Consider the following 22,675-nt stretch of genomic DNA (forward strand, 5'->3'; position numbering starts at 1 on the left):
CGAGAACTAAATAGGTTTTTCTATTTAGTTCTCGTTCTATAATGAGATTGTAATGTGGAGTCGGAGAGAATCGAACTCTCGTCCAAATAAGTCATCAAAAAGCTTTCTACATACTTAGTCCTCGTTTGATTTTCGTCGCAAAACTGACCGAGCACCGCCCATTTTGCGCTTAGCTTCCTTTGCTTAAGAACCGTTAGCAGAAGCGTACCGCAGGTTCAATGTTGACTTTTATGGTGCCTCTATACGAAACGCCGTCAACAAGGGCTTTTCAGAGACATCTCGCTTCCCTACCTTGTAGGGACTTAGCCAGCAATCTTACTAAACTTCAGATTAGGCAGCAAGAGCGTAGTTATTCTCGCCATTTAAAATTTTGAAATAGAGATTATCGAGCATTCATTTCACAGCTCGGTATGCTTACTATTTAATGCCACTTACTGTCAAAACCGGTCGACCCCAAGTGTTCATTTCTGTAATTCGGTGCAAAGGTACAAAAAATAATCATACTCACAACAATTGCCCATCTTTTATTTTATACTTTTGTAAAAAAAAGAGGATTTGGAAACCAACTTCGGGAGCAAAGTAATAGGGGAGAAATTCAGTTGAGGACGCAACATTAGCACAGGGATATCTATAAAACCACTGTGAGACTCATCGGTTCTTAGCCAAGCAGAGAGTTGTGCTTCAGGGATAGCGACTAATCTGTTTTCCGAACGAAAGTTGCCCGCAAGTCCCACTAATAGCGCAAACTTTTTGCTGTCATAACAGTTGAAATGTATTCCTAACTGTCCGTAACTACTACCTTGTTTGAGGTAACTTACATCTATGATCAGGATTTTGTCGTCGGAGATTTGCGCTACAGCGGGGAGTGCTGCCCATACACATAGCAGTAAAAAGAGTTTTTTTATTTAAATTATTGTATTTTTTAAGTACATATTCTACTGCAAAAGCTATCATTGGGCAAAGATAATAATTAGCAAATTAAGAAATTGACAATTTTTTAATTTGTAGTGAGTCCGCCATCTACAGCAAGCACAGTGCCTGTAATCCACGAAGCATTGTCGCTGGCTAAGAATACACAAGCTTTGGCTATATCTTCAGGCGTGCCAATGTGTTGCAACGGGTAGATTTCCTTTACCATAGTCTCAAAAGCGGCTTGTTTTTCGGGAGTAAGAGCTTGCAAATTGCGGTTGAATTGCGGGGTAGAAATACTTCCAGGGGCAATGGCATTTACGCGTACACCCAACTGTCCTACCTCAAAAGCTAAAGCCTTGGTAAAAGAGTTCAAAGCTCCTTTAGTAGCCGAATAGACGGTGGTCGCGCGGTTAGGAAGCATTCGGTGTGCAAAATACGACGAGATATTAATGACATTTCCTTGGCTTTTTACCAAAGCAGGAAGCAGACTTTGGGTAAGAAAATAAGGAGCTTTTACATTCAGGTTGAAGTGGGCGTCGTATAAGGCATCGTCCACTTGCTCAAAAGGCACGAACTTGCCTAAACCGGCGTTGTTTACTAAAATATCTACCGTAGATAGCAGTCGCTCAATGTCTTTCACTACCTCAGTTACTGTCTCTGTTTTTGATAAATCAGCAGAGAGGGTGTGTACTTGCACGGCAAACTCATTTAGTAGTGCTTGTTGGGCTTTTTGTAGTTTCTCAGGGTCTTTACCTATGAGCAATAGGTTCGCGCCCTCACGGGCAAAGGCTCTGGCTATTCCTAAGCCAATACCATCACTTCCGCCGGTAATCACGGCATTCTTGTTGTTTAAGTTTTTCATTTTGATATTTGTTTATTGATTTTACATTTTCTTCTTTTATACCATTTTACTAAGGAAACATAAAGTACTGCCTGAGGAAATGATATTGCGTAAGAGGTTAAAAACTTCAGTCCCCAATCATTCCAAAGATTAAACTTATCGCTTGTAATAAAGCTGTTTACCAAGCAAAGCGGTGTTGCTATAAAAAAGACAAATTGCAGAGTTTGTTTAAGTTCTGTATTCATTTGTTAATTATCTTCTTTGATTGTAGATTATTTACAAAATGCAAAGGTAAAGTATTTATTTGTATATTTGCAACTTATTTCGTAATTTATTTACAATCTATGGCAAAAGAAGTACAAAAAGAACTCTTGTTAGACTTTGATTTTCTGCGGAAATTGGTAGTGGGCATAGGGGAAGTATCACAAATCACTGGTATCCCTACCCGACAAATACGCTATTGGGAAGAGAAAAGAATTATCAGCAGTTTGACAGAAGAGGAAGGAAAAAACCGCCGATATGATTACCTCAATATCAAAAAAATACTCCTCATCAAAGAACTCCTTGATGAGGGGTACACGTTAGATGCTTCGGTAGAGAAAGTAAAGAAGCGTATGGCGATGATAGAGGAAACACTCTCCAAGATGAATCAATTAGTTAATAAGCAGATGAATTGATGAGAACAATAAGTAGGCAAGAGGCTATTACACTGAGATTGTTACACCAGCAACTGCTTTCTCCTCAATATGAGAAACCTGAGAATGTTGTAGTGTGGCAAGGAGCTATGCAGGCACAGGATTATAACTATTTTCGTTGGGCGATAGGTATACGGCAATGTACTCCGCAATTAGCTCAACTCCAAGAGGCTTTTGCTAAGGCTGAACTTTTGCGCCTTCATCTCTTGCGCTGTACGGTGCAAGTGGTGAGCAAAACGGATATAGGCTGGTTACTTCCTTTATGCAAGGAACGCAATCTGAGTACTTTGCAATCTTGGCAAAAGAGTATCAGTACAGTGTTTGCCCAAAATTACTTTGAGGAGGTAACCCACGCTCTACGTGAATTGTTCGTTGGTGGTAAGTCATTGTCTAAAAAAGCTATTGCTAACAGACTTACAGCTTTGGGAATTTTACCTGATGACAAACTGCTCAACCCTTTATTATTGCGTGCTGAGATTGAAGGGCTTTTGTGTTCGGGGGTGATGCAAGGCAAGGAGGCTACTTGGGCTCTATTGTCGGAAAGAGTGCCTACAACAGCTATTATTACCCTTGATGAAGCTTTGAAACGACTGGCACAGAAGTATTTCAGGAGTCATTCGCCTGCCTCATTAGAGGATTTCACGTGGTGGTCGGGATTGCCTAAAATGCAATGTAAAAAAGCTATTGAAGGAATTGCCTCTGAATTAGAAGAAGTTTTGGTAGAAAGTACTCCAATGTATCTGTATCGCAATAACTTTGAAGCTACCGATTACACAAAAACAATGCATTTGCTTCCGCCGTACGATGAGTATCTGATAGGTTATAAAAGCCGTTGGGTAGCTCTTGACAAAAAGCACGAAGCAAAGGCACACAATAAGTTTGGTATATTCAAACCAGTTATTCTGCACGAAGGCAGAGTTGTAGGCAATTGGAAAGCGAGTATTGATAAACAAGCAACTAACTTAACTACCGACCTTTTTACTGAGAAAACCAAAGTAAGGAAACGGAGTTTGCAAGAGGCTACTGAGCAACTTGTAAGGTTTTGTAAAAAAGATAACTAATTTTCTACTTAAAAAATTTGCTCATTTGTTAATTATATATTACCTTTGCAGCATTAAAATATTAATAATATAATTATGAAAAAAGTACTTTTAATGGGAGTGTTAGCTTCCTTTATGCTAGCGAGCTGTGGTACAGCTAAATCACCAGAGATGAAACGCTTGGAAAAACAACAACAAGCCTTGAAACTCAATACCGAGCTCAACGAATTGCAAATGAAACTCACACAAGAGCAAACCGATAATCAGTCGTTGCAAACTGAGGCTGCACAAGCTAATGAAGAAGCTACCAATCGTACGGATGCTTTTAGTGATGCCAACTCAGCTTCGGCAAGTGCTAAAAAAGCGAACAAAGCTGAAAAGGCTTTGCGCAAAGCTAGTAAAGCTAATAAGCAATTAGCCAAAAGTAATCGCCGTATTGAGAAATTGCAAAAAGACATCACTAAATTGCAAGAAAAGATAACTAAACTAAATGCTGAAGTAGAATTTAGCAAATAGATGCAAGTTAGATGTTTTATTAAAAAATCCTTGTATGGTTACCACACAAGGATTTTTATTTATTGCTTGTCGTGCTACGACCTAATTATTACTTACTTCAAAGGTTACTTCTATATTCCCACGAGTAGAGTTAGAATACGGACAAACTTGGTCGGCTTTTGCTACAAGTTCCTTAGCTTGTTCAAGCGACACATTAGGTATATTCACTTGTAAGGTTACGCCGAAAATAAAACCGCCGTTGTTCAGCTTTCCAATAGATACGTGTGCTGTTACAGCGGTCTCACCAGTGGTTATTTTAGTTTGTCTAATAACCAAATTCAGTGCGCTGTCGAAACAAGCAGCATAGCCAGCGGCAAAAATCTGCTCAGGATTGGTATAATCGTCGTTAGCTCCGCCTAAGGCTTTAGGAGAACGTATTTCTAGGCTTAATACGCCATTGTCAGAAGTTACTTTTCTGTTGCGACCACCTGTTGCGGTGGCCACTGCTGTGTACATTGCTGTCATCTGTCTTTTTTATTTATGATTAATAATTTGTTTACTAATGTCCTAAGTGTTTCGAGCTATTCCTCACTTAGGGGTATTCTTCACACGGGGAGTTTTTTTTATTGCTTATCGTGCTACGATTCGTGCTACGACCTAATTACCATATTGTAGTATCATCTCTACAAAAGCAGGGTCTCGGTGAGAAGAGAAAAGCGTTTGCTGGGTGTCGAGAGCGACTATTAGGCTCATATCCTCTGCTGAGAGTTGGAAGTCAAATACATTGAAGTTCTGCTCCATACGCTCCTTGCGCACCGACTTAGGAATGCAGATAATATCCCGTTGCAAAAGATAACGCAAAGCTACTTGGGCAGCACTTTTGTGATACTTTTCACCAATAGCATTGAGCGTAGGATTGGCAAAGAAATCGTTTTTACCCTCAGCAAAAGGTCCCCACGACATTAACTTGGTGTCATATTTTTTCATTAGCTCTTGGAGGTCTTGTTGTTGGTAGAATACGTGTGTTTCCATTTGGTTTACAGCAGGTTTTATCTCGCAGTGGTATGCCAAATCGAGGTATCTATCGGCATAGAAGTTGCTCACCCCAATAGCGCGCACTTTGCCTTCTTTGTAGGCTCCTTCCATAGCGCGATAAGAGCCGTAATAATCGCCAAAAGGTTGGTGAATGAGCAAGAGGTCTATATAATCAGTTTGGAGTTTATGCAAAGAGGTTTCGATAGAGGCTTTTGCCTTTTCATAACCTGCATTGCTTATCCACACTTTGGTAACGATAAAGAACTCTTTGCGGTCGATACCACTTTTCTTAATAGCATTGCCTACGCCCTCTTCATTGCGATAGATTTGGGCAGTGTCAATCATTCGGTAGCCTACCGAAATAGCATCGCTTACGCAACGCTCACATTCTTCGGGGTCTACTTGGTATACACCGTAACCCAAGAGGGGCATTTGTACCCCGTTGTTTAATTGGATATTTTTCATTTGTGATTCTTATTTTGTTAATTGAGTATATTCTTTTTCAGTTACAGGTTCTTTCCATTCGGTTTTAGCTTTTTGCACATCCATTATAGCCAAATGGGCAAACCAACTTTGAGCGGTAGCCCCGTGCCAGTGTTTTACCCCTGCAGGAACTACTACTACATCGCCTTTTTGCAGTAGTTGGGCAGGCTTGCCGTACTCTTGATACCAACCTGTACCCTCGGTAGCCAAGAGTATTTGTTCGGCACTATGCACGTGCCAATCGTTGCGGCAAGATGGTTCAAAAGTAACATTGGCAACCAATATGTTGTTTTTCTTATCGGGGGCAACCAATACATTCAAATAGCTTTTACCAGAAAAGTGCTTGCTGTTTTCGGGGGGATTAGCCTCTCCAAGTTCAAAGATATATCCTGCACTGCCATGGCTTGGGTCGGCAGCGATTTCATTAGCGTAGACTTCTTTGGCAGCAAGGAAAGCACCCCACGCCTTAGGCCAGCCCGCATAAAAGGCAATATGAGTAATCATCTCGGCTATTTCATCTTTGCTGATGCCGTTTTTCTTGCCCTCGGTAAGGTGCGACTTGATAGTAAATTCAGGTGCTCCACTCCCTATTAGGGTAGCGATGGTTATCACACTGCGATCACGTGGAGAAAGTTTCCCTTCACGACTCCACACTTGCTCAAAAAGAACATCATCATTGAGTTCAGCGAATTTAGGTGCAAAATCACCGAGGTGGTCTCGTCCAGCAGTTTGTTTTTTAGCTTCTTTTTTCATTGTATCTTGTTGTTTTACTATTGTATCTTGTTGTTTTACTTGGGCACTCATTGCTACTGTTAAGAGTAGCATTGCAAAGGTAATAATTTTTTTCATACGATTTTGCAAAGGTAATAATTTTTTTCATACGATTTTAATTTGCTAATTTCTTACTTTCTAACCATTTGTAGATATGTTCAAAAACTTCTTGGTTATTGAGGTCTTGAAACATAAAGTGGGTATTGCCAGAGATGCCTGCCTTAGGCAAATCGATAACTTTGCAATCACCTCCGTTGGCATTGATCACTTCAGCAAATTTGTAAGCCAATTCGCGCACACCACTCCAGAAGTTTTGAGCGGGTAGCTCGGCAGTCTTATCGAAATAGGCTAACATTAGGGTTCTTTTCAAGGGTTTTGATTACTTCGGTAGCCAAAGAACCTGTGGCTCCTATAACGAGTACTTTTGTCATAATGTTTGTGTTTTTAAGATTCTGGTGCAAAGGTACAGCGGTTTTGCCAAAGGATTGTTACACAAAAGTCGGTAGTTTTTACATTTTTTTCTTATCTTTGTCGCATTATGAGTATGGATAATAAAAATATCATTATTGAAGACAGCCTTCACCGCTTGGGTAGTGAGGAGTTGCGACATTGTATAGCCCACGTGCTGTGCGAGGCGGGTAGTTATGTTTTTCAGTATAACGGAGAAAATTTTACGCTTGAAGCTGGACAAACGATGATTATCCCTTATCAGCAGTTTATAGAGGCTGTTGTGCCCTCACCCTACTTGCAAGCTACTTGTATCTACCTCACCCCTGAATATGCCGAATATTGTAGTCCGCGTAGCAATTACGGTATACGAGGAGCGTTGGCGCTGTTTGCTAACCCTATTATGCCTCTCACCGAAAAGCAATTTACCCAATTGCAATACGATTTTCTGCAAATAAAACACCGACTGACAGATACTACTCACGATTTTCAAGAGGAAGTGCTACACAGTGCGGTGCAAATGCTTATTTTAGATTATTTTGATATTCACACCTCGCTGTTTGGGAAGCAGAAGATATCCTTTCAGGATAACGATCTTATAGTGCGTTTTATGGCATTGTTAGAACAAGAAGAATATGTGCAACATCGCGAAGTGGGGTATTATGCCGATAAGCTCTTTGTGTCGCCCAAGCACCTATCGGAAGTGAGCAAGCAGGTAAGCGGGCGCAATGCCCTCTTTTGGATTAACCACTTTACTACCATACATATACGAAGACTGTTACAGCAAAAAACGCACTCTATTACCGAGCTCACCGACCTTTTTGGTTTTTCTTCTACCGCCTATTTTTCTCGCTTTGTACAACAACATTTAGGGGTAAATCCGAGTGAATTTTATCAGTAATAATAAACTCCCCGCGATGCGAGCCGCATAGGCTGTTTGCACCACGGGGAGTTTTTTTATTGCTTGTCGTGCTACGACTCGTGTTACGACTTAATTAGCTAAATTCTTTTTCTTAGAACTCTTTGCTTTGCTGTTGAACTCTAAACAGAGTTGTAACCAAAAGTCAAAGTCTTTTTTTTGGTTGTACCCCGTAGGGTCTACATAGCAATAGCCAGAGAGTTCTTTGCCTCTCATTACCACTGGCGAGAAGCCCTGCCTTTCGGCAATTTCTTCTGTCTGCTCAGGATCAAACCTACACATTAAGGAATCCTTTCCTATATTGATGCACATCTTGTCATTCACCAAGAAAGCCAAACCGCCAAACATCGCTTTTTCTTCCACCGTAATATGGGGAATTTTTGCTAAATATTCGCGAACTCTATTCGCAAGTGTTATACTATAAGCCATTTTTTATTAGATTTTTGAGCTAAAATAGTTTAAAGCTACTACAGTTCCCAAATGTCTCGACTCGTGCATATTGTTTACATACATAGCATCTTCTATAGTATCAATAGAAAATAAACCTACCTTAACCGTTGGAAACTCATTGAATAGCCTTCCTTGATAATCTTCTTTTAATTGATTTGCCGTACTGAGTAACAATTCCTTTACTTGGTAGATTTCTTCTTTTGAAGGTGTAATCTTTTGAGGAAAGGTGCCACGATTGTATTTCTCTAAAAAATCAGTGCTGATTAGCAGTTTATTTCCACTGAGCTGATAACATAAGAATTGTTGTACAGCAATACAATGTGCTATATTCCAAAAGATGTTATTAGAAAAACCTGTTGGGATATAGCCTAATTGTTCAGGGGTAAGACTATCTAAGTAAGTCAATAGGTTTTTGCGAATGGATAAAAGAAAGTCAAAGTGTTTTGTTTTTGTCATTTTTAAATATTTTTTAGAAATCGGGGGCAAAAGTACTGCCTTCAAACTAAAAAAATCTTGCCATAAGACAAGATTTTCACATTTCTTTCCTGATACGACTCAGTGAAGTATCTGTAATGCCTAAATAAGTAGCTATATGTTTTAAGGGGGCGTACTTTATAGCACTGGGTTTTTCCTTTATAAACTGCATATAGCGTTCTTTGGCGGGGAGTATAATCATTTCGAGGGAACGTTTCTTTGCCTCAAACAATTTCTCTGCCATAAAGAGTCGCCCCCATTCCGAATATCCTTTCAAACTGTGATAAAGTTCTTGAAAACGGTCATAATCTATATGCCACCCCTCACAATCGGTAAGGGCTTGGATATTTTCAGCAGAAGGTAAATGTTTAAAAAGAGAAAGTTCTTGCACGATAATTTCACCTTCACAAAAGAAGTCGGTAGTGATATCATTTCCTTCATAGTCATACACAAAGGCGCGAGCAACTCCTCTCTGCAAGATGAGATAACCACGAGCTATTTCGTCCTTGCGCAAGATAAAATCACCCTTGCGAAAAGCAATAGGCTGATGGGCTTTTTGTATCTGTTGTAACTCTTGAGCCCCTATAAGAGGGTGTTTGTAGATATTTTGAAATAAGTTATGTGGCATTATTATTCTTTGATATTAGCTAATAAACTCCCCATAATTACTGCCTGTACGACTCGTCCCACGAGGAGTTTTATTTACGCTTGTCGTGCTACGACTTGCCTGTCGTGCTACGACTCCTCGATTTTAAGGTAGTCTTTAGCTTTATCAGTAAGTCGCATTTTACCATCAGCAGCTTCTAATTTCAATTGGTGACAATTTGACACCGTTTCATTTCCCTCTTTTTTGAGTCGTTCTTTTAGTTTGTTCCAATACTTTCGAGCAGTAAGAAAATCTTTACTATCCGCAAGTATAGCCACTACATCTACAATAGAGAAATACCATTTCTCGTGAGTGTCGTCCCAAATGGTACGCACCTTGCGCTCTTCAAATAATTTGATAGCTTCTTTTTTCATATCCGATAAGGTTTTTGTGCTTTTTCAAACAACAAAAGTACAAAATAATTAATAATTGACAATTAACCATTGATAGTTTACAAAAACTCCCCGTGGTTACTGCCTATGCAGCTCGCACCACGGGGAGTTCATTTTCTAATTTTCTAATTCTCTCATTTTCTCATTTGCTAATCGACGATTTTATCAACTGTAGTATTGCTGCATCTATTTTCTCTGCTGTGCTGAAGTTTTGTTTTATATGGTATTTTTCAGCGATAGCAGTAATTTTCTCGTAGCGTATATTTACCGTTTTACCCTCCTCGTAGATGAGGATTTTCAAAGGGAGTTCAATAGCCAACCGAGGGTTTTCCTGCATTAGGGCGGTTCCTACTTTGGGGTTACCTACTATAAGCACGGTGGCAGGCTGCATACTTTCGCCTACTGCCTCAGCCGCTTTGTGATGTTCAATAGTAGCAAAAATGATAATTCCTTTGCTGTTCAGTGTTTTCTGAAGTGCCGCTACGGTCTCTTCAAAAGCTAATGGACTTTGGAAGTCTCCATAAGGTTTTATCACATCTTTACAACTGATAATATGTGCTGCTACTAAGAACGGGAATAATAAGAAGATAATAAGGTGTTTCATATAGTTTATTACAAGTGTTTTTCAAAGAAAGTAAGGGTAAGTTCATTTAGTTTGTGGTGGGTTTCCTCAATAGAGGTTTTGCCACTAAATCCCAAAAGATGAGGAAAAGGCACCCATAAAGGTGCATCGGTAAAATCTACGTGGAAGATATCAGGGATTTGTACAAATTCACTCTCAGCTGTATTTTTGCATAGGTTTTCCATTGTGCTGAGGTGCTCTTGAATATCGCTTTCTGTCCACCCCCCTGAGCGTTCTCTTTCTGTGCGCATAGCTTCTGCAGGACGTGTGATCACCATTGTAGGAACACGCAAGCCTGTTTGTGCTATTTTTAGCGGAATCTGTGATTCCATAATCAAATTAGCTTTGATACGAGGGGCTTTCCACGAGGCTTCCGATACGATAATTCCTCCGAGAGAAACCCCAAAAGCTCCTAATCTATCCAAGTTGAGTTTGTTGTAAAGAAGATGGTTAGGATCGTTTGTATTGAGCGCAGTAAGGAAATCTATTACTCGCAATACATCTTTGGCGAAGTAGGCTATCAATCCCCCTTCAAAGGTTTTTCCGTTATAGTTCAAAAGAGGATTTTCTTCTGTTAAGCTCTCATTGAGCATAGGGTCGATGAGTGTTCGCGGCAGGCTTTGGAGCGTACTACCGTCGGGGAAAGTTGCTAAGGCTACCGCCATAGGGCAATCAATACCCACCACTATATAGCCTTGAGAAACTAACTCTTGTATCTGAAAAGTGCTTATACATCGGTGACCATAAAGTCCTGTGAGGTACAGAAGTACAGGATATTGCGCTTTTTCCTTGTTTACAGGAGCTTTTTCTAAGGCATTAGAACGCTTGAATTGCAACGAATAAAGCAACGCCTTTGGAATATGCAAAAGCTCTGAAATAGCCTCGCTCACCTTTGTAGCTTCAGGGATATAAGGGGCGTAATCGTGGTGAGAGGTATTTTCGGCAGGGTACCACACTTGTATGGGGATTTGTCTGGCTTGGTGTTTATCCGTGATAAAAATCTCCTCCCTATCAGGGTCGGTTACCCAATAACTCACTGTGCCAACGGCATACTTGCCCATAGGTTTTGCAAAAAGCGCAGGACGGAATATATAGTAAGCCCCTCCTACGAGCAAGAGCAAGAACAATAGTATGGTGATAAGGATATACATCTTTTTCTTTTTCATTTGCTAATTATATTGAGGTAGTGGCAAAGATGTGCAATGAACCATCTGTTTCTTTGCGCTGTATATAGCCTTTGTGGGTCATTTGGTGTAATTGTTTCTTTACTGCTGCGGTGGCTATCCCAGCTTTTTTTGCATTTAAAGGTAGCCTGTGGCTACCTTTAAACGGTATAATATGCAAAAGTACATATTATTTTTTACTTAACCTACTAAATTTGTAGCTTTTGTATCAGCCACCCATTCCACCATCAGTGGCATCTAATTTTAACTGGTGATAATTTGACACCGTTTCATTTTCCGTCTTTTTTGAGTAATCCCCAAAGATGTGCATTTTGAGTTCTTTAAATCTTATTTCACTAATTGTTCTATCTGTTTTTGCAGTGTTGCTCGCTCGTTAGCCGATTTAGAAAGAGCAATCGCTTTTTGGTAGTGAGCAATTGCTTTTTGGTTATTGATATCAGTATACAAATATCCTAATAACTCGTGGTAGTAACGATTGTCTTGTAGTCCTAATTTTTCAGCTTCTACAATAGCTTTTTCTTTGCCGTACACCTTGCCGTAAGCAAAAGTCCTGTTTAAGGCTATTACAGAAGAATATTCAATGATAATGAGTTGGTTATATAGGCGGAGAATATACTCCCACTTATTTTCATCGGTAGGGGTAGTATGCCAATAGGCAATACCAGCTTCTAAGTGATATTTAGAGATTTGAGAGTCTTCGCAGGCTTTTACTAAGTAATAGTTGCCTCTGTGTATGAGTTCTTTGTCCCATTTGCTTTTATCTTGTTGTTCATAAAGGGTGTTTTCACCTGTGGTATTGATACGAGCTTCAAGTCTGGAACTTTGGAAACACATCAGCGATAAAAGAGCATTCACTTGTGGTGTATCAGTTTGAGGGTGCTCGGCAAGTAAGAGCGTAAGACGTAAGGCTTCTTTGCAGAACTCCTTTCGTATAAACTGATTGTTAGTTTCGGAAAAATAGCCTTCATTGAAAAATAAGTACAAACAGCGCAGTACAGTTTCTAATCGGGCTTGTATATCGGATGGGCTTACGGTTTTGATTTGAAAATGATGCTCTCTAAGCTTGTTTTTAGCCCTAAGAAGTCGTTTTTTTATAGTTTCAGTATTGGTGAGTAGGGCATTGGCAATCTCTTCTACTGTAAAACCACAGAGTATTTGCAAAGCCAAACTTATTTGTGATTCTACAGAAATAGAAGGGTCACATATATTGAAAAGCATTTCTAACTGACTGTCGTTTATTTCAGAAGTTTCAAAGGTAAGTTCTTCGCTTTTCTCAGTAGGTGTAAGTGTCTTTTTTACTTTATCTTCAAATATAGCTACGTGTTTTTCATAGTCCCTAGCTTTGTTTTTAGCGACAGTGTAAAGCCATGCAGTAGGGTTAGCAGGCAAGGGCTGTATTTCCCATAATTCATAGGCTTTTAAGAAAGTATCACTCGCAATATCTTCAGCAATCTCCAAATGAGAAAAGCCAAAATGGCGACATAACACTGCCACCATTTTAGCGTATTCTTTTCGAAACAAATCGGATAAAAGTTGTGAGTGAGGCATTTTAATCTCTTTTTAGCACTTCACGTACTTCAATACTGCCACCTACTTGTTCAAAAATAGGGTTGGCTTTAGCCATTTCCACTGCTTCATCAATGTTTTCAGCTTTTACTACCACATAGCCACTGATAAACTCTTTAATTTCGGTAAAAGGTCCATCGGTTACAACCTTATCGGCTTTGATAGTTTTGGCACTACCAGCGATAGGCAAAAGGGTATTGCCTTTGTCGGCTAATTTGTTTTGTGAAGCGATACCTGCAAGCCAGTTCATACGTTCTTGCATTTGCTCGGGAGTAGGTTTGAAATCAGCGATGTTGTTCAAACGAAAAATTAATACAAAATCTTTCATACATTTTTAAATTTAATATTATACCCCTATAACGATTGAATTTCCTCTATGGGGACAAAGATAGTAAAAATTAACAAATAAAAAACTCCCCGTGATGCGAGCTACATAGGCTGTTTGCATACGAGGATTTTATTTGTAATATGTTCTCGTTAAATGATTACATCTTCAGGAGAAGCATAAGAAAAAGGTACCCATCGGTAGTCCTTCTCTTTGCCTATATATCCCAAACCAGGGAAAGGTAAATGCCCTGCAAGAATAAGCGTATGCTCTTTGTAGCAGTTTTCGAGTACGCGTAGGCGTGTGTGAATACCTTGCTGATAATCAGTATCCCACAACACACCCCAATCGGGTTTAGCAATGAGCAAAGGCGAGTGAACCGTATCGGCTAAGTGCTTTAACGAACGTCCCTCTGAGATGATAGTTACAAGCGTGTGTCCCGGCGTATGTCCTTCGGCTAACTCAGTTTTTAATATCCCAAAAAGAGTATCACCTGCGCTGAAGAAGTGCAGATGATTGCCAAGAGCTTTGAGAATATTGCGCGAATAGTTTAAGTATTGTTCTAACTGCTGGGGCGTTCTCTTATATTTAGTTTTAGAAAAATCGGGATTAGGTGATAGCCAAAAGTCGTATTCCTTTTTGTTGATATAACATTGCGCATTAGGGAAAGTAAGTTTGCCATCGGGAGTGGTAAGTCCCCCAATATGGTCGCCGTGAGCGTGAGTGATAAATACATCAGTAATATCAGAAGGAGAAACACCTATCCTTATGAGATTTTCGGGGAGTCTTCCTATATTGGTTTTTCCAGAATGCTTTCCATTACCAGCATCAATCAAAATATACTTATTAGCCGATTTTATAAGCAATATATTCACCGACATCTGCATCAGTTCGGGGTCGAGATACAGCTTTTGCATCTGATTTACAAAGTCCTTTTTAGGTATTTGAGGGGCAAAGATAGATTGAGGAGGAGTGACATTCATATATCCATCAGATAGGAGAAAGAGCTCCAAATCTCCCAATGTAATTTTAAGGCTACATCCTGTTGCTACAACATTGCTGTCAGTAGTTTTTTCAGGTAAGAAACTCATTAGTGACGGAACTGCTAAAAGTCCCCCACTGAGGGCAGTGGTTTGAAAGAATTTACGTCTATTCATAATATCGATTAGCTTTACTTTATTTATTGATGACACAAAGATATAAAATAATTGACAATTAACCATTGATAGTTTACAAAAATCCCCGTGGTGCGAGCCACACAGGCTGTTTGCATACGGGGATTTCTTTTTCTCATTTGCTAATTCCCTAATTCTCTAATTCCCTAATCTGCTAATTTCCAATCCTTACCTTTTACCTAAAAATTTCTCTTTGGTAACTCTATTATTGGGTCTATCGAGGGCTGTAACTACTATCTTACTACCTAAAAGGGCAGGGTTTAGGGCGGTAGTAGCGTATTGCCAAATGTCAGCGGTAAGTATGGCATTGCCTTCTTCAACGGTTCTCTCACCGTGCGATATCGTTACTTTCACCTGAATAACCTTAAAATTATCACTTACTTCAATGGTTATAAGCTCTCCTTTTTGGGTACCTGTATAGGCTTCGGCGTCGATGTGCCTAATTTCAGGAGCTTTAAGATAGTCGGACACTGCCATATTATAAGCGTTGATAACACCACGTCGTTTAGCTTCTGCCGTATATAAGTCTTTCAGAACAGGGTCTTGCAAAGCGTTTTTGGCATAGGTGCTAGCAAGCCTAAATCGGTTATTTTGCGAGATGAGAGTAGGGTGAGTAGTAGGCTTTCGGCGGGGTTTTGCAACAACAATAATCTTATCGCCTACTCTGCGATATACTACTTGGTTGCCGAGTTTCCCCGAGATGCCTTGCATTGCTAAGTTGTCTTTTATTTTAGCCATAGGTTTATTAGTTAATTTATCTATTTGTTAATTAGTACTGCAAAATTATAAAACATTTTCTGAATTAGCAAATGTGCCCATCTGCTCTCCGGTTTAAGACTGTTTATCGTTCGGTGTAGAGCCACTGTAGACCCACTGTAGAGCCACTGTAGACCCACTGTAGACCCACTGTAGAGCCACTGTGGGTTCGGTATAGCTTCGGTGTAGATAGCAATAAAGTTCTCTGTATGGTTTCAATAAGTAAATATACGAAATTTCATTTTTATAAGACGTTTACTTAACCTTATTTCAAAGGGTTAAGCCTTATACTTTCCTCTTTTCCAAATTTCTACTGAGTTAATAATGTTCTGCCACAAAATATAACAACCAGGACCTACGGTGGAAAGAGGGTGCAGGTAGGTGGTAGCTATCCAAATGGCAAAAGCCGTATTTTTTTGCCCTAAGGCTTGTCCTGCCTCAATCGAAGCTTCAAAAAACCGACCTATATACCGTCCAATAGCGTATTGCATTAGGCATAATAGTAACCCCAAAAAAGCAATGAGCAATAAAAAACCTATCCCCGATTGTGCGTGGAAAATATTTTTAAGAGTCGTACCGGTAACAATCATCAGTGAACAACCCCAAAGGTAGAAGGAGAGGTCAGGAATGTTTATCAGCCATTGGTGAAAGCGGTGAAGTTGTGGTACACTCTTAGTAAGTAGTGCTAAGAGCATAGGCACAACCAACACCAAACACACTTTCTGCATTATGAGCGAGAAAGCAGTCCAAAAAGTAAACTCCGATGCAGGTTCTATCAGCGGAAAACAAATCGGAATCAGTAGGGCGCAAAGCAGATTAGAGAGGAAAGTGTAGGTGGTCATCTGTTCCAAATTGCCCCCAAGTTTTAAGGTTACTACGGCTGCAGCCGCGGCACAAGGGGCTATCACACAAGCAAGAATGCTCTCCAAGAGTATCAACTCCTTGCCTCCAATCCGAAAATAAAGAATCACCCCTACAATCGCTGCTACCAAAACGATTTGGAAGAGACTTGCCCAAAAGTGCCATCTCACGGGCAACAACTTCTTAAAGTTTACCTTGCAGAAAGTAACGTACAGTATCAGGAACATAAACAGAGGCAGTATAGTGTCGAACGTAGGAGCAAGTTTTTGTGAGAGAGCATCCAATGCAGGCACGTAGTAAAATATGAGATATACCAAAGCGCCTATGCCCATAGAAATAGGCAGTGTCCAATTCTTTATAAAACGAATGAGTGTAAGCATTTTAAATTTACCGATGAGCTAATGATTTAAGGCTACAAAAGTACAAATAATTTGCTAATCAAACTGCTTGTACAACTCGTATTTAAAATTTCTAATTTGTCAATTTACTGATTTCTCCCTATCTTTGCCCTCAATATACCAATTGTTAATGAACAAATTAAGACATTTCTATGAAACAGCTTTTATCACTTATTGCTTTTCTTTCAGTATCAGCTCTTTTGGCTCAAAATCCTTTTGAAAAAGAAATATTGCAATCTAAGTATACTATCGATTCTATAGTAGCTACCGAAAAACTACTTCTTTACAAGAAAGAAGCAGCCGTTCAGCAGTTGCTAAAAGAGGGTAAGATTACCAAAGAGCAAAGTGCAAAAATACTCAAAGAAATTAAGGAAGCAGGCGAACTGAGCACTAAACAGAAAACCTATAAAGAAGGCTTACGCCTATCTGCTCTTATCCAGCAAAAGGCTACTGAACTCAGTATGGACACCCTGCAAAAAAACGCAACGCTCGATAGTCTTATATCTACTGAGCCAAAAGAAAACTATATACAAACTGTTCAACAGTTAGATTCATTGCCCAATAAATATAATGAAAATAAACACGGAGTTACAGTAGCTATTCATTTGGCTATCGGATTACAGTCTGTAACCAATGATAAAACTTACTTTAACCCCTATTTAAATACAGAATTAGGACTTGCTTTTACCTCTCAATTGTATAAAAAGAAACAACTTTCCCTCAATTACGGCTTAGTGTGGCAAAGCAATAGACTGAACATAAAAGGTAATAATTATCTCATTTCAGAAAATGGCGACACAAAATTAGTACCTTTTTCTAAGCCTTTAGACCGAGCTAAACTGCGTGTTAATTACCTCATCTTGCCTATTGAATTACAAAAGAATTTTAAGTCAAAAATACATATAGGAGGAGGCGCTTACTTTGGCGCACTCATCGATGTAAACCAAAAGATAAAATACACTGAGGGAGACGACCATTTAAAACTATTTCTTCGCAATGGTTTGAAAGTAAATAAATTCACCTACGGACTATCAGCTCAAGTGGGCAACAAATGGTTTTCGATTTATGCTAAATACAGTTTAGCTCCCTTATTCGAAAATAGCCCTAACAATATACACCCTTTTTCAATAGGTATAAAATTTTAGTAGAATATGGCAAAACGTTTCCTCTTTTTCCATCTGATACTTTTTGCGCTCCCTTGTTTTGCTCAACAAAGGGTGGTAAACAAGCATCACGAGTCTGTTGAATACGTAAATATAGGCATAGTAGGTACCAATAAAGGTATTATTAGCGATGAAAATGGTTACTTTTCGCTTGAAAAGCTCGGGGCAAAGCCCACTGATAGCATTTATTTTTCACATTTGAGCTATCAACATAAAGTATTAGCTTATCGTGATATCAAAAAAGAAGTGCAACTCACCGAAGCAGTAATTAACCTTCCCACTACTACCCTAACAATGAAAACACCTAAAATACGCTATGTAAAAAGTAAAGGAGTAACTACCCCTTTTACTCTTTACGGCGAAATGAAACAGTATTTTCAGCAACACGGCGGCGTCCTCTCAGAATTAGGCGATTTCATTTCGCTTTCTAACGACACTCAGCTTACCGAGTTCAGTATTGAGATTAGGAAAAGTACCTTTTATATGGCAGTCTTGCGCGTAGTAGTGTACCAAACCGATAAGGAGCACAAAAACTTCACTCCGCTTATCAAAGAACCTATTTACATTCATTTATTCCCTTCTGATAACCCACAAACTTTCACTCATAAGCTATCAGTATTAGTACCCAAAGGCGAAATGTGGGTAGGTGTACAGTTTGTGGAAGTGAGAGGTAAAGATGATGCTACTATTACCTTCAACGCCACTACCAACAAGTGCTGGTTACGCTTCCCTGATAATACAATCAGGCAAGTGAATGGAGGCTTCGGAATTCCCTTTACTGTAAAAGGCTACGACATTATCAAACAATAAAGGGCAACTTTGCCAAAGTTAAATAATTTGCTAATTAGCAAATTTTCTAACTATTTTCCAACCTTTTTATTTTTTCTTCGTTTATAAGGGCAAATTGGAGGACTTATGAAAAAGAAAATATTTACATCTGCCAAACTATTGCTGATGGGAGTTATCCCATTGTGCTACCTTGTTTTTAGCGCTTGTTCAGCTCTCACGCTTGAGTTTGAAGAGAGGGACTTGACCATTACAAATCTTGACGGCAAGACCATTCCCATAAGAGTTGAGCTTGCTCGCTCCATACGAGAGATGTCAAAAGGCTATATGGGGCGTGAGAATATTCCCGAAGGAACGGGTATGCTTTTTATCTTTAAAAGAGACGAAAAGTTAAGCTTTTGGATGAAAGATACGCCTACTCCCCTTTCTATTGCGTTCATTAACTCGAATGGCGAAATTCGCGAAACACGCGATATGACACCGTTTAGCCATCAAAGTGTGGACTCATCGGAACCTGTGCGTTATGCTCTTGAAGTGCCTCAAGGATGGTTTAAAAAAAACAACATAGGAAAGGGCTGTACAATCAAACTGCCGTAACCGATGAAGTTGAACAATCTCCTGTTTTTCTACATCGTACTTAATTTGAACCTTAAAAAGAATAAATCATTCATCATTTAAAGAAAAATGCAAATCGACCATCGTCTCATCGAGAAAGCTCAGCGCAACGACCGCTTAGCGCAAAAGCAGTTGTACGACCAGTACGCTCCTGCTTTGCTGAGTGTGTGCAGGCTGTACATTAGTGATTTGCAATTCGCCGAAGATGCCCTACTGAAAGCCTTCTTCAAGATATTTACCAGTCTCTCTAAATATGAAGAACAAGAGCACTTCTATGCGTGGATACGCAGGATTACTGTAAATGAATGTATAGATTTTCTCAAAAGCAAAGCCCAAAAGCTATCCTTCACCGATTGGAGCGATACTTACGACACTATCGACGAGAGTGATTTAGATAATGAATCTTTTAACGATGAGCAGATACAAGCCTTTATAGATAAACTTCCTTCTGCCTGTCGTACCATCTTCAATCTTTATGTGTTTGAAAATGAATCTCACAAGCAGATAGCAGAGAAGTTAGGTATTAGTGAAGGCACTTCTAAATCGCAATTGGCTTATGCCAAAAAACTTTTACAACAATACGTTACAAACTATAAAAAAAAGAGCTTAAAAAATGTGGAAAGATAGCATACAACGCCTATTTAGGTATCGGAAAATCAACCCCTCGCCTACTCTATGGGAACAGTTAGAGGCGCAATTAGCCGAAAGTGAAGCCCAACAAGCAAAGCACAAAAGCCGAAAAGTGTGGTATTACGCCATAGCTGCCTGCTTGCTATTGTGCCTCGGGATAGGGTATTTGTTACAACAGCAACAAACCAATACAAGCCCTGAATATCAATCGCAGAAAGTAGTAGTTGTAACCACAGAAAAAGAAAACGTATCATCTGTTGGTACTACTTTCACTCCTACTACGATAACCGAGACTCCCAAAGTTCCCATAGTCCACAGGACTCTTAGAGCTTTGCCAGCTGCTAAGAGTTCCATAGTTTCTCCTGCCCTCCTCGATATCAACGAGGTAGATACTCTTTTTGCCCAGTACACTGCCGATGCTATTGAAACCAGAATTACAAAACAGATGGAAAAGCAAATAACAGGGGATTTACAGCAACTATCGGCAGAAGATTTAGCTCTTATCGCTACTACTCAAGCTCAACTCAACCAATATGTAAATCAAAAATACGAGCAAGATGCTACTTTTAACAACATTGAAAGGGACTTGCTTAGAAACAGGGTAAAACTATTAGCTGAAAGGCTATTAAAAGAAGTAGGAACACGCGTTGTTTTAAACAATAAAGACTAAAAATAAATATCAAAATGAGAACATTACATTTTTTATGGGTGATTTGCTTGTTGGCGACAAGCGTCACCTTCGCACAAGACCATTCCAAAGAAGCTATCAAAAAATCGAAATACACGATAGACTCTATTGTATTTGCAGAAAAAGAAACGCTCAAAAAGAAACTTTCAGCCGTAAATCAGTTGCTCAAAGAGAAGAAAATCAGTGAAGAACTGAGTCAGCAGATGAAAGAAGAGCTCACGGCTACTACCGAGAAGAATATTAAAGAAAAGACGGCTGCTGAAGCCGAACATTTAGCGAAACTCATACGTGAAGGAGCGACATCAGCTTCCACAGAAACCCAAACCAATACGCTTACCACAGCTAAATCGGATGCGTATAAGCGCGCAATGGAAGAATTAGAAAATATTTTCCGCAAGAAGGAAGAGAAAAAAGTGAATACCAATCGTGCCTTAGACGAAATAGGGCTTTATATGGCAATAGGGTTTCACAACCTAAACAGTAGCAATGGCTTTGGTGACAATCGTTTTAAACCCTTAGGTTCTAAATCGTTTGAATTGGGCTTTACATCAGGGTTTCGCTTGCTTAAAACGAATAATTTGTTGCATATCAACTATGGAATTGCCTGGATGCACGACGGGCTTAAATTCAAAGAGAGCGAGTACTTTGTAAGAGAAAACGGCGTAACAAAATCGGTGGAGTATACTGCTAATAAACTTAACAAATCGAAATTGCGCACCAATTACCTCATCGTGCCTGTGGACTTCGAATTTGATTTTACACCTCCTAAAACTAAGAACGGAGTAACCATTTACCCTGTTCACGACAGTTTCAGAGTAGGTTTTGGGGGTTATGTAGGGGTATCCATAGGCAACAGTCAGAAAATAAGATATGACGATGGTTCTATTCATAAAAATGTTATAAGAGAGGACTTAAATATCAGTCCTTGGGTATATGGACTTTCGGCGCATTTAGGATATAAAAGTTGTGTGCTTTACGCTCGATATAGCCTCGCTCCTCTTTTCCGCAACAATCCTGTAAACGAGTATCCTTTTTCTATAGGGATACGTTTTGGAGATTAAAAGATTTGTTTTATATCTCTTAGCTGAAATTTATTTTCCTAAAAATAGTATTATAATCAAAAAAAACTTTGTACCTTTGCAACGTTGCTTGTAAAGGTACTTTTTTTGTTTGGTATAAAAAGTAGCCTTTTTAAATGATAAAAATATGAATACAATCTTAGAAGAAAAAGACATAGACACTCAAGATAAACAGAAGCTTATGGAGGCACTCGAGACGATGAGTGCCGAGGAGTCTGCTGGTTATAAGTTGTGGATTTCAAAAAAGCTTAAAGAGAGGTTTCATAATGCGACTGATTTAGAAGAAAACAATGAATATGCCTCAGCTAACTATCAGGATAAAGAAGAAAGTATTACCAACTTAGAAAATCTTGTAAGAGACGCAAGAGCGGAATATAAAGCGGGTAAAACTACCCAAATAAACCCGTTTGATATATGGGAAAATCTTTAACTGAAACTGAAGAAAGCTCAAGCTCAACCTATACAATTGAATTAACTCAAGAGGCTTTAAAACAACTAAAAGAGATAAAGAAAAATGGGTTACCCTCTGTAAAGAAACGCTTAGAGAGGATTTTTGCAGAAATAGCGATTAATCCTATGGATAGTAATGGGTTTGCTTCTGCTGAGAAATTAAAACATTTCCCTAATAATGAGATTTGGAGCAGAGAGTTAAGCAAAAAGGATAGAGTAGTGTATGAAGTTTTTGAAGATGAGAAAACAGTACTTGTTTCCCGATTGTTAGGGCATTATTTTGACAAATAAGTCGTAGTACGACGACAGTACGAGCCGTATAAGTAACCGTAGTACGGTGGACAGGGGAAGAGTCGGGAGAGCGAAAGATAACGGAGGATTTCAGAAGTGGTGTGAAAGGATTTTTGATGAAAAAAGGGTATTGGAAGGGTGTACTTAGCTTATAGGGAGCTTATAGGAAGCTTATACGAATCTTGGACGATTGGTATAGAAAGGGTATATAAGTGATTGACTCATAATACAATACAACAGTGCTAAAAATGTAAAAAACGGGGTTTCGAGACGAAAGAAAGAGGAATAGGCCTTAGGCACTAGGGAGGAGTATGACGAAAAAAGGAAGAAATGACGAGTGACGATTGACGAATGACGAATAACAGATGAAGAAGATAATATTATAAGGGGAACTGAAATGAGGGGAAAGCGATTGAGAAATGGTATTGTTTGAAACTAATGATACTTAAAACATCTAAAAATTGACAACTAACGACTAAACACTAA

At 39.3% G+C, this 22,675-nt stretch carries 30 protein-coding genes and 1 other RNA gene; 12 read left to right on the plus strand and 19 right to left on the minus strand.

All coding sequences use genetic code 11. The features are described from left to right. Window positions 1-52: 52 nt before the first annotated feature. The 3 genes from ssrA to HMPREF1320_RS05075 all read right to left on the minus strand — a co-directional run bounded on the left by ssrA (window position 53) and on the right by HMPREF1320_RS05075 (window position 1,998). Window positions 53-455: a transfer-messenger RNA gene (gene ssrA / locus HMPREF1320_RS11115) on the minus strand. Between the two features lie 542 nt (window positions 456-997). Then, window positions 998-1,774 (minus strand): SDR family NAD(P)-dependent oxidoreductase, encoded by a 777-nt coding sequence (locus HMPREF1320_RS05070; RefSeq protein WP_009417603.1) that lies wholly within the window; start codon window positions 1,772-1,774, stop codon window positions 998-1,000. Next, window positions 1,771-1,998, minus strand: coding sequence for a hypothetical protein (locus HMPREF1320_RS05075; RefSeq protein ID WP_009420217.1), 228 nt, complete (start codon window positions 1,996-1,998; stop codon window positions 1,771-1,773). Before HMPREF1320_RS05075 ends, HMPREF1320_RS05070 begins: the two co-directional genes overlap by 4 nt. Before the next feature lie 99 nt (window positions 1,999-2,097). Here HMPREF1320_RS05075 and HMPREF1320_RS05080 point away from each other — a divergent pair, with 99 nt between their 5' ends. From HMPREF1320_RS05080 to HMPREF1320_RS05090, 3 genes are all read left to right on the plus strand, one after another. Then, a complete protein-coding gene (locus tag HMPREF1320_RS05080) occupies window positions 2,098-2,430 on the plus strand; it encodes a MerR family transcriptional regulator (protein ID WP_009417607.1) in 333 nt (110 codons plus the stop codon). After that, on the plus strand, window positions 2,430-3,509 hold the full coding sequence (locus HMPREF1320_RS05085) for a winged helix DNA-binding domain-containing protein (RefSeq protein ID WP_034554176.1): 1,080 nt from the start codon (window positions 2,430-2,432) through the stop codon (window positions 3,507-3,509). The genes HMPREF1320_RS05080 and HMPREF1320_RS05085 overlap by 1 nt, the downstream gene beginning before the upstream one ends. A 75-nt stretch (window positions 3,510-3,584) precedes the next feature. Next, window positions 3,585-4,004: a hypothetical protein gene (locus HMPREF1320_RS05090; RefSeq protein WP_009417659.1), complete on the plus strand. Its 420-nt coding sequence runs from the start codon at window positions 3,585-3,587 to the stop codon at window positions 4,002-4,004. Window positions 4,005-4,085: 81 nt separating this feature from the next. Here the strand turns inward: HMPREF1320_RS05090 and HMPREF1320_RS05095 are convergent, their stop codons facing one another. The 4 genes from HMPREF1320_RS05095 to HMPREF1320_RS05110 all read right to left on the minus strand — a co-directional run bounded on the left by HMPREF1320_RS05095 (window position 4,086) and on the right by HMPREF1320_RS05110 (window position 6,627). After that, window positions 4,086-4,508: an organic hydroperoxide resistance protein gene (locus tag HMPREF1320_RS05095; RefSeq protein WP_009417696.1), complete on the minus strand. Its 423-nt coding sequence runs from the start codon at window positions 4,506-4,508 to the stop codon at window positions 4,086-4,088. 132 nt (window positions 4,509-4,640) lie between these two features. Continuing rightward, window positions 4,641-5,483: an aldo/keto reductase gene (locus HMPREF1320_RS05100; protein WP_009417642.1), complete on the minus strand. Its 843-nt coding sequence runs from the start codon at window positions 5,481-5,483 to the stop codon at window positions 4,641-4,643. Window positions 5,484-5,492: 9 nt separating this feature from the next. Continuing rightward, window positions 5,493-6,350 carry a carboxymuconolactone decarboxylase family protein gene (locus HMPREF1320_RS05105; protein WP_009417640.1) on the minus strand — a complete coding sequence of 286 codons (858 nt, stop codon included), beginning with the start codon at window positions 6,348-6,350 and terminating at the stop codon, window positions 5,493-5,495. A 37-nt stretch (window positions 6,351-6,387) separates the two neighbouring features. Further along, complete coding sequence (locus tag HMPREF1320_RS05110; RefSeq protein ID WP_009417615.1) at window positions 6,388-6,627, minus strand: hypothetical protein; 240 nt, start codon at window positions 6,625-6,627, stop codon at window positions 6,388-6,390. Window positions 6,628-6,816: 189 nt separating this feature from the next. Here HMPREF1320_RS05110 and HMPREF1320_RS05115 point away from each other — a divergent pair, with 189 nt between their 5' ends. Then, window positions 6,817-7,620: an AraC family transcriptional regulator gene (locus HMPREF1320_RS05115; RefSeq protein ID WP_009417610.1), complete on the plus strand. Its 804-nt coding sequence runs from the start codon at window positions 6,817-6,819 to the stop codon at window positions 7,618-7,620. A 90-nt stretch (window positions 7,621-7,710) separates the two neighbouring features. Here the strand turns inward: HMPREF1320_RS05115 and HMPREF1320_RS05120 are convergent, their stop codons facing one another. The 12 genes from HMPREF1320_RS05120 to HMPREF1320_RS05170 form a co-directional block, all read right to left on the minus strand. Continuing rightward, window positions 7,711-8,067 carry a TfoX/Sxy family protein gene (locus tag HMPREF1320_RS05120; RefSeq protein WP_034554179.1) on the minus strand — a complete coding sequence of 119 codons (357 nt, stop codon included), beginning with the start codon at window positions 8,065-8,067 and terminating at the stop codon, window positions 7,711-7,713. A gap of 6 nt (window positions 8,068-8,073) precedes the next feature. Next, window positions 8,074-8,544 carry a DinB family protein gene (locus tag HMPREF1320_RS05125; RefSeq protein WP_034554180.1) on the minus strand — a complete coding sequence of 157 codons (471 nt, stop codon included), beginning with the start codon at window positions 8,542-8,544 and terminating at the stop codon, window positions 8,074-8,076. Window positions 8,545-8,620: 76 nt separating this feature from the next. Then, window positions 8,621-9,190, minus strand: coding sequence for a Crp/Fnr family transcriptional regulator (locus tag HMPREF1320_RS05130; RefSeq protein WP_009417638.1), 570 nt, complete (start codon window positions 9,188-9,190; stop codon window positions 8,621-8,623). Between the two features lie 107 nt (window positions 9,191-9,297). After that, window positions 9,298-9,582 (minus strand): hypothetical protein, encoded by a 285-nt coding sequence (locus HMPREF1320_RS05135; protein ID WP_009417686.1) that lies wholly within the window; start codon window positions 9,580-9,582, stop codon window positions 9,298-9,300. Between the two features lie 160 nt (window positions 9,583-9,742). Beyond that, window positions 9,743-10,204 (minus strand): DUF302 domain-containing protein, encoded by a 462-nt coding sequence (locus HMPREF1320_RS05140; protein ID WP_009417599.1) that lies wholly within the window; start codon window positions 10,202-10,204, stop codon window positions 9,743-9,745. 8 nt (window positions 10,205-10,212) lie between these two features. Beyond that, the gene (locus tag HMPREF1320_RS05145; RefSeq protein ID WP_009417689.1) at window positions 10,213-11,388 is read right to left on the minus strand and encodes a carboxylic ester hydrolase; all 1,176 of its coding nucleotides are present in this window, start codon (window positions 11,386-11,388) and stop codon (window positions 10,213-10,215) included. Between the two features lie 7 nt (window positions 11,389-11,395). Then, window positions 11,396-11,566 (minus strand): hypothetical protein, encoded by a 171-nt coding sequence (locus HMPREF1320_RS11525; RefSeq protein WP_009417712.1) that lies wholly within the window; start codon window positions 11,564-11,566, stop codon window positions 11,396-11,398. A gap of 167 nt (window positions 11,567-11,733) precedes the next feature. Then, on the minus strand, window positions 11,734-12,954 hold the full coding sequence (locus HMPREF1320_RS05150) for an RNA polymerase sigma factor (protein WP_009417658.1): 1,221 nt from the start codon (window positions 12,952-12,954) through the stop codon (window positions 11,734-11,736). A gap of 1 nt (window position 12,955) precedes the next feature. Continuing rightward, a complete protein-coding gene (locus HMPREF1320_RS05155; protein ID WP_002666814.1) occupies window positions 12,956-13,300 on the minus strand; it encodes a YciI family protein in 345 nt (114 codons plus the stop codon). A gap of 149 nt (window positions 13,301-13,449) precedes the next feature. Beyond that, window positions 13,450-14,454 (minus strand): MBL fold metallo-hydrolase, encoded by a 1,005-nt coding sequence (locus HMPREF1320_RS05160; protein ID WP_009417694.1) that lies wholly within the window; start codon window positions 14,452-14,454, stop codon window positions 13,450-13,452. 186 nt (window positions 14,455-14,640) lie between these two features. Continuing rightward, on the minus strand, window positions 14,641-15,210 hold the full coding sequence (locus HMPREF1320_RS05165) for a hypothetical protein (RefSeq protein WP_009417657.1): 570 nt from the start codon (window positions 15,208-15,210) through the stop codon (window positions 14,641-14,643). Window positions 15,211-15,506: 296 nt separating this feature from the next. Next, entirely contained in the window at window positions 15,507-16,469 is a 963-nt protein-coding gene (locus tag HMPREF1320_RS05170; protein ID WP_009417669.1) for a transporter, read from the minus strand. A 170-nt stretch (window positions 16,470-16,639) separates the two neighbouring features. Here HMPREF1320_RS05170 and HMPREF1320_RS05175 point away from each other — a divergent pair, with 170 nt between their 5' ends. From HMPREF1320_RS05175 to HMPREF1320_RS05210, 8 genes are all read left to right on the plus strand, one after another. After that, on the plus strand, window positions 16,640-17,632 hold the full coding sequence (locus HMPREF1320_RS05175; RefSeq protein WP_009417627.1) for an outer membrane beta-barrel protein: 993 nt from the start codon (window positions 16,640-16,642) through the stop codon (window positions 17,630-17,632). A 6-nt stretch (window positions 17,633-17,638) separates the two neighbouring features. Continuing rightward, complete coding sequence (locus HMPREF1320_RS05180) at window positions 17,639-18,460, plus strand: carboxypeptidase-like regulatory domain-containing protein (protein WP_009417666.1); 822 nt, start codon at window positions 17,639-17,641, stop codon at window positions 18,458-18,460. A 105-nt stretch (window positions 18,461-18,565) separates the two neighbouring features. Continuing rightward, window positions 18,566-19,033, plus strand: coding sequence for a DUF192 domain-containing protein (locus HMPREF1320_RS05185; protein ID WP_009417629.1), 468 nt, complete (start codon window positions 18,566-18,568; stop codon window positions 19,031-19,033). A gap of 87 nt (window positions 19,034-19,120) precedes the next feature. After that, window positions 19,121-19,678 carry an RNA polymerase sigma factor gene (locus tag HMPREF1320_RS05190; RefSeq protein ID WP_009417693.1) on the plus strand — a complete coding sequence of 186 codons (558 nt, stop codon included), beginning with the start codon at window positions 19,121-19,123 and terminating at the stop codon, window positions 19,676-19,678. Beyond that, the gene (locus HMPREF1320_RS05195) at window positions 19,665-20,351 is read left to right on the plus strand and encodes an anti-sigma-K factor RskA (RefSeq protein ID WP_009417656.1); all 687 of its coding nucleotides are present in this window, start codon (window positions 19,665-19,667) and stop codon (window positions 20,349-20,351) included. The genes HMPREF1320_RS05190 and HMPREF1320_RS05195 overlap by 14 nt, the downstream gene beginning before the upstream one ends. A 14-nt stretch (window positions 20,352-20,365) precedes the next feature. Beyond that, window positions 20,366-21,430, plus strand: a complete 1,065-nt coding sequence (locus HMPREF1320_RS05200) for a membrane protein (protein WP_009417702.1) — start codon at window positions 20,366-20,368, stop codon at window positions 21,428-21,430. 145 nt (window positions 21,431-21,575) lie between these two features. After that, entirely contained in the window at window positions 21,576-21,878 is a 303-nt protein-coding gene (locus tag HMPREF1320_RS05205; protein ID WP_034554183.1) for a hypothetical protein, read from the plus strand. Then, window positions 21,863-22,189: a type II toxin-antitoxin system RelE/ParE family toxin gene (locus HMPREF1320_RS05210; protein ID WP_002675218.1), complete on the plus strand. Its 327-nt coding sequence runs from the start codon at window positions 21,863-21,865 to the stop codon at window positions 22,187-22,189. The genes HMPREF1320_RS05205 and HMPREF1320_RS05210 overlap by 16 nt, the downstream gene beginning before the upstream one ends. Window positions 22,190-22,675: the final 486 nt, after the last annotated feature.

It is taken from the genome of Capnocytophaga sp. oral taxon 335 str. F0486 (assembly GCF_000277665.1).
Classification (GTDB): Bacteria; Bacteroidota; Bacteroidia; order Flavobacteriales; family Flavobacteriaceae; genus Capnocytophaga; species Capnocytophaga ochracea.

Bases quoted from the DNA above. Each gene is read 5' to 3' on its own strand.
- HMPREF1320_RS05155 (WP_002666814.1), bottom strand. From the start codon at position 13,300: ATGAAAGATTTTGTATTAATTTTTCGTTTGAACAACATCGCTGATTTC.
- HMPREF1320_RS05150 (WP_009417658.1), bottom strand. From the start codon at position 12,954: ATGCCTCACTCACAACTTTTATCCGATTTGTTTCGAAAAGAATACGCT.
- HMPREF1320_RS05145 (WP_009417689.1), bottom strand. From the start codon at position 11,388: ATGAAAAAGAAAAAGATGTATATCCTTATCACCATACTATTGTTCTTG.
- HMPREF1320_RS05200 (WP_009417702.1), top strand. From the start codon at position 20,366: ATGAGAACATTACATTTTTTATGGGTGATTTGCTTGTTGGCGACAAGC.
- HMPREF1320_RS05115 (WP_009417610.1), top strand. From the start codon at position 6,817: ATGGATAATAAAAATATCATTATTGAAGACAGCCTTCACCGCTTGGGT.
- HMPREF1320_RS05085 (WP_034554176.1), top strand. From the start codon at position 2,430: ATGAGAACAATAAGTAGGCAAGAGGCTATTACACTGAGATTGTTACAC.
- HMPREF1320_RS05195 (WP_009417656.1), top strand. From the start codon at position 19,665: ATGTGGAAAGATAGCATACAACGCCTATTTAGGTATCGGAAAATCAAC.
- HMPREF1320_RS05125 (WP_034554180.1), bottom strand. From the start codon at position 8,544: ATGACAAAAACAAAACACTTTGACTTTCTTTTATCCATTCGCAAAAAC.
- HMPREF1320_RS05120 (WP_034554179.1), bottom strand. From the start codon at position 8,067: ATGGCTTATAGTATAACACTTGCGAATAGAGTTCGCGAATATTTAGCA.
- HMPREF1320_RS05205 (WP_034554183.1), top strand. From the start codon at position 21,576: ATGAATACAATCTTAGAAGAAAAAGACATAGACACTCAAGATAAACAG.
- HMPREF1320_RS05210 (WP_002675218.1), top strand. From the start codon at position 21,863: ATGGGAAAATCTTTAACTGAAACTGAAGAAAGCTCAAGCTCAACCTAT.
- HMPREF1320_RS05185 (WP_009417629.1), top strand. From the start codon at position 18,566: ATGAAAAAGAAAATATTTACATCTGCCAAACTATTGCTGATGGGAGTT.
- HMPREF1320_RS05075 (WP_009420217.1), bottom strand. From the start codon at position 1,998: ATGAATACAGAACTTAAACAAACTCTGCAATTTGTCTTTTTTATAGCA.
- HMPREF1320_RS05190 (WP_009417693.1), top strand. From the start codon at position 19,121: ATGCAAATCGACCATCGTCTCATCGAGAAAGCTCAGCGCAACGACCGC.
- HMPREF1320_RS05095 (WP_009417696.1), bottom strand. From the start codon at position 4,508: ATGACAGCAATGTACACAGCAGTGGCCACCGCAACAGGTGGTCGCAAC.
- HMPREF1320_RS05140 (WP_009417599.1), bottom strand. From the start codon at position 10,204: ATGAAACACCTTATTATCTTCTTATTATTCCCGTTCTTAGTAGCAGCA.
- HMPREF1320_RS05105 (WP_009417640.1), bottom strand. From the start codon at position 6,350: ATGAAAAAAATTATTACCTTTGCAATGCTACTCTTAACAGTAGCAATG.
- HMPREF1320_RS05130 (WP_009417638.1), bottom strand. From the start codon at position 9,190: ATGCCACATAACTTATTTCAAAATATCTACAAACACCCTCTTATAGGG.
- HMPREF1320_RS05165 (WP_009417657.1), bottom strand. From the start codon at position 15,210: ATGGCTAAAATAAAAGACAACTTAGCAATGCAAGGCATCTCGGGGAAA.
- HMPREF1320_RS05090 (WP_009417659.1), top strand. From the start codon at position 3,585: ATGAAAAAAGTACTTTTAATGGGAGTGTTAGCTTCCTTTATGCTAGCG.
- HMPREF1320_RS05070 (WP_009417603.1), bottom strand. From the start codon at position 1,774: ATGAAAAACTTAAACAACAAGAATGCCGTGATTACCGGCGGAAGTGAT.
- HMPREF1320_RS05100 (WP_009417642.1), bottom strand. From the start codon at position 5,483: ATGAAAAATATCCAATTAAACAACGGGGTACAAATGCCCCTCTTGGGT.
- HMPREF1320_RS05110 (WP_009417615.1), bottom strand. From the start codon at position 6,627: ATGTTAGCCTATTTCGATAAGACTGCCGAGCTACCCGCTCAAAACTTC.
- HMPREF1320_RS05135 (WP_009417686.1), bottom strand. From the start codon at position 9,582: ATGAAAAAAGAAGCTATCAAATTATTTGAAGAGCGCAAGGTGCGTACC.
- HMPREF1320_RS05170 (WP_009417669.1), bottom strand. From the start codon at position 16,469: ATGCTTACACTCATTCGTTTTATAAAGAATTGGACACTGCCTATTTCT.
- HMPREF1320_RS05080 (WP_009417607.1), top strand. From the start codon at position 2,098: ATGGCAAAAGAAGTACAAAAAGAACTCTTGTTAGACTTTGATTTTCTG.
- HMPREF1320_RS05160 (WP_009417694.1), bottom strand. From the start codon at position 14,454: ATGAATAGACGTAAATTCTTTCAAACCACTGCCCTCAGTGGGGGACTT.
- HMPREF1320_RS05175 (WP_009417627.1), top strand. From the start codon at position 16,640: ATGAAACAGCTTTTATCACTTATTGCTTTTCTTTCAGTATCAGCTCTT.
- HMPREF1320_RS05180 (WP_009417666.1), top strand. From the start codon at position 17,639: ATGGCAAAACGTTTCCTCTTTTTCCATCTGATACTTTTTGCGCTCCCT.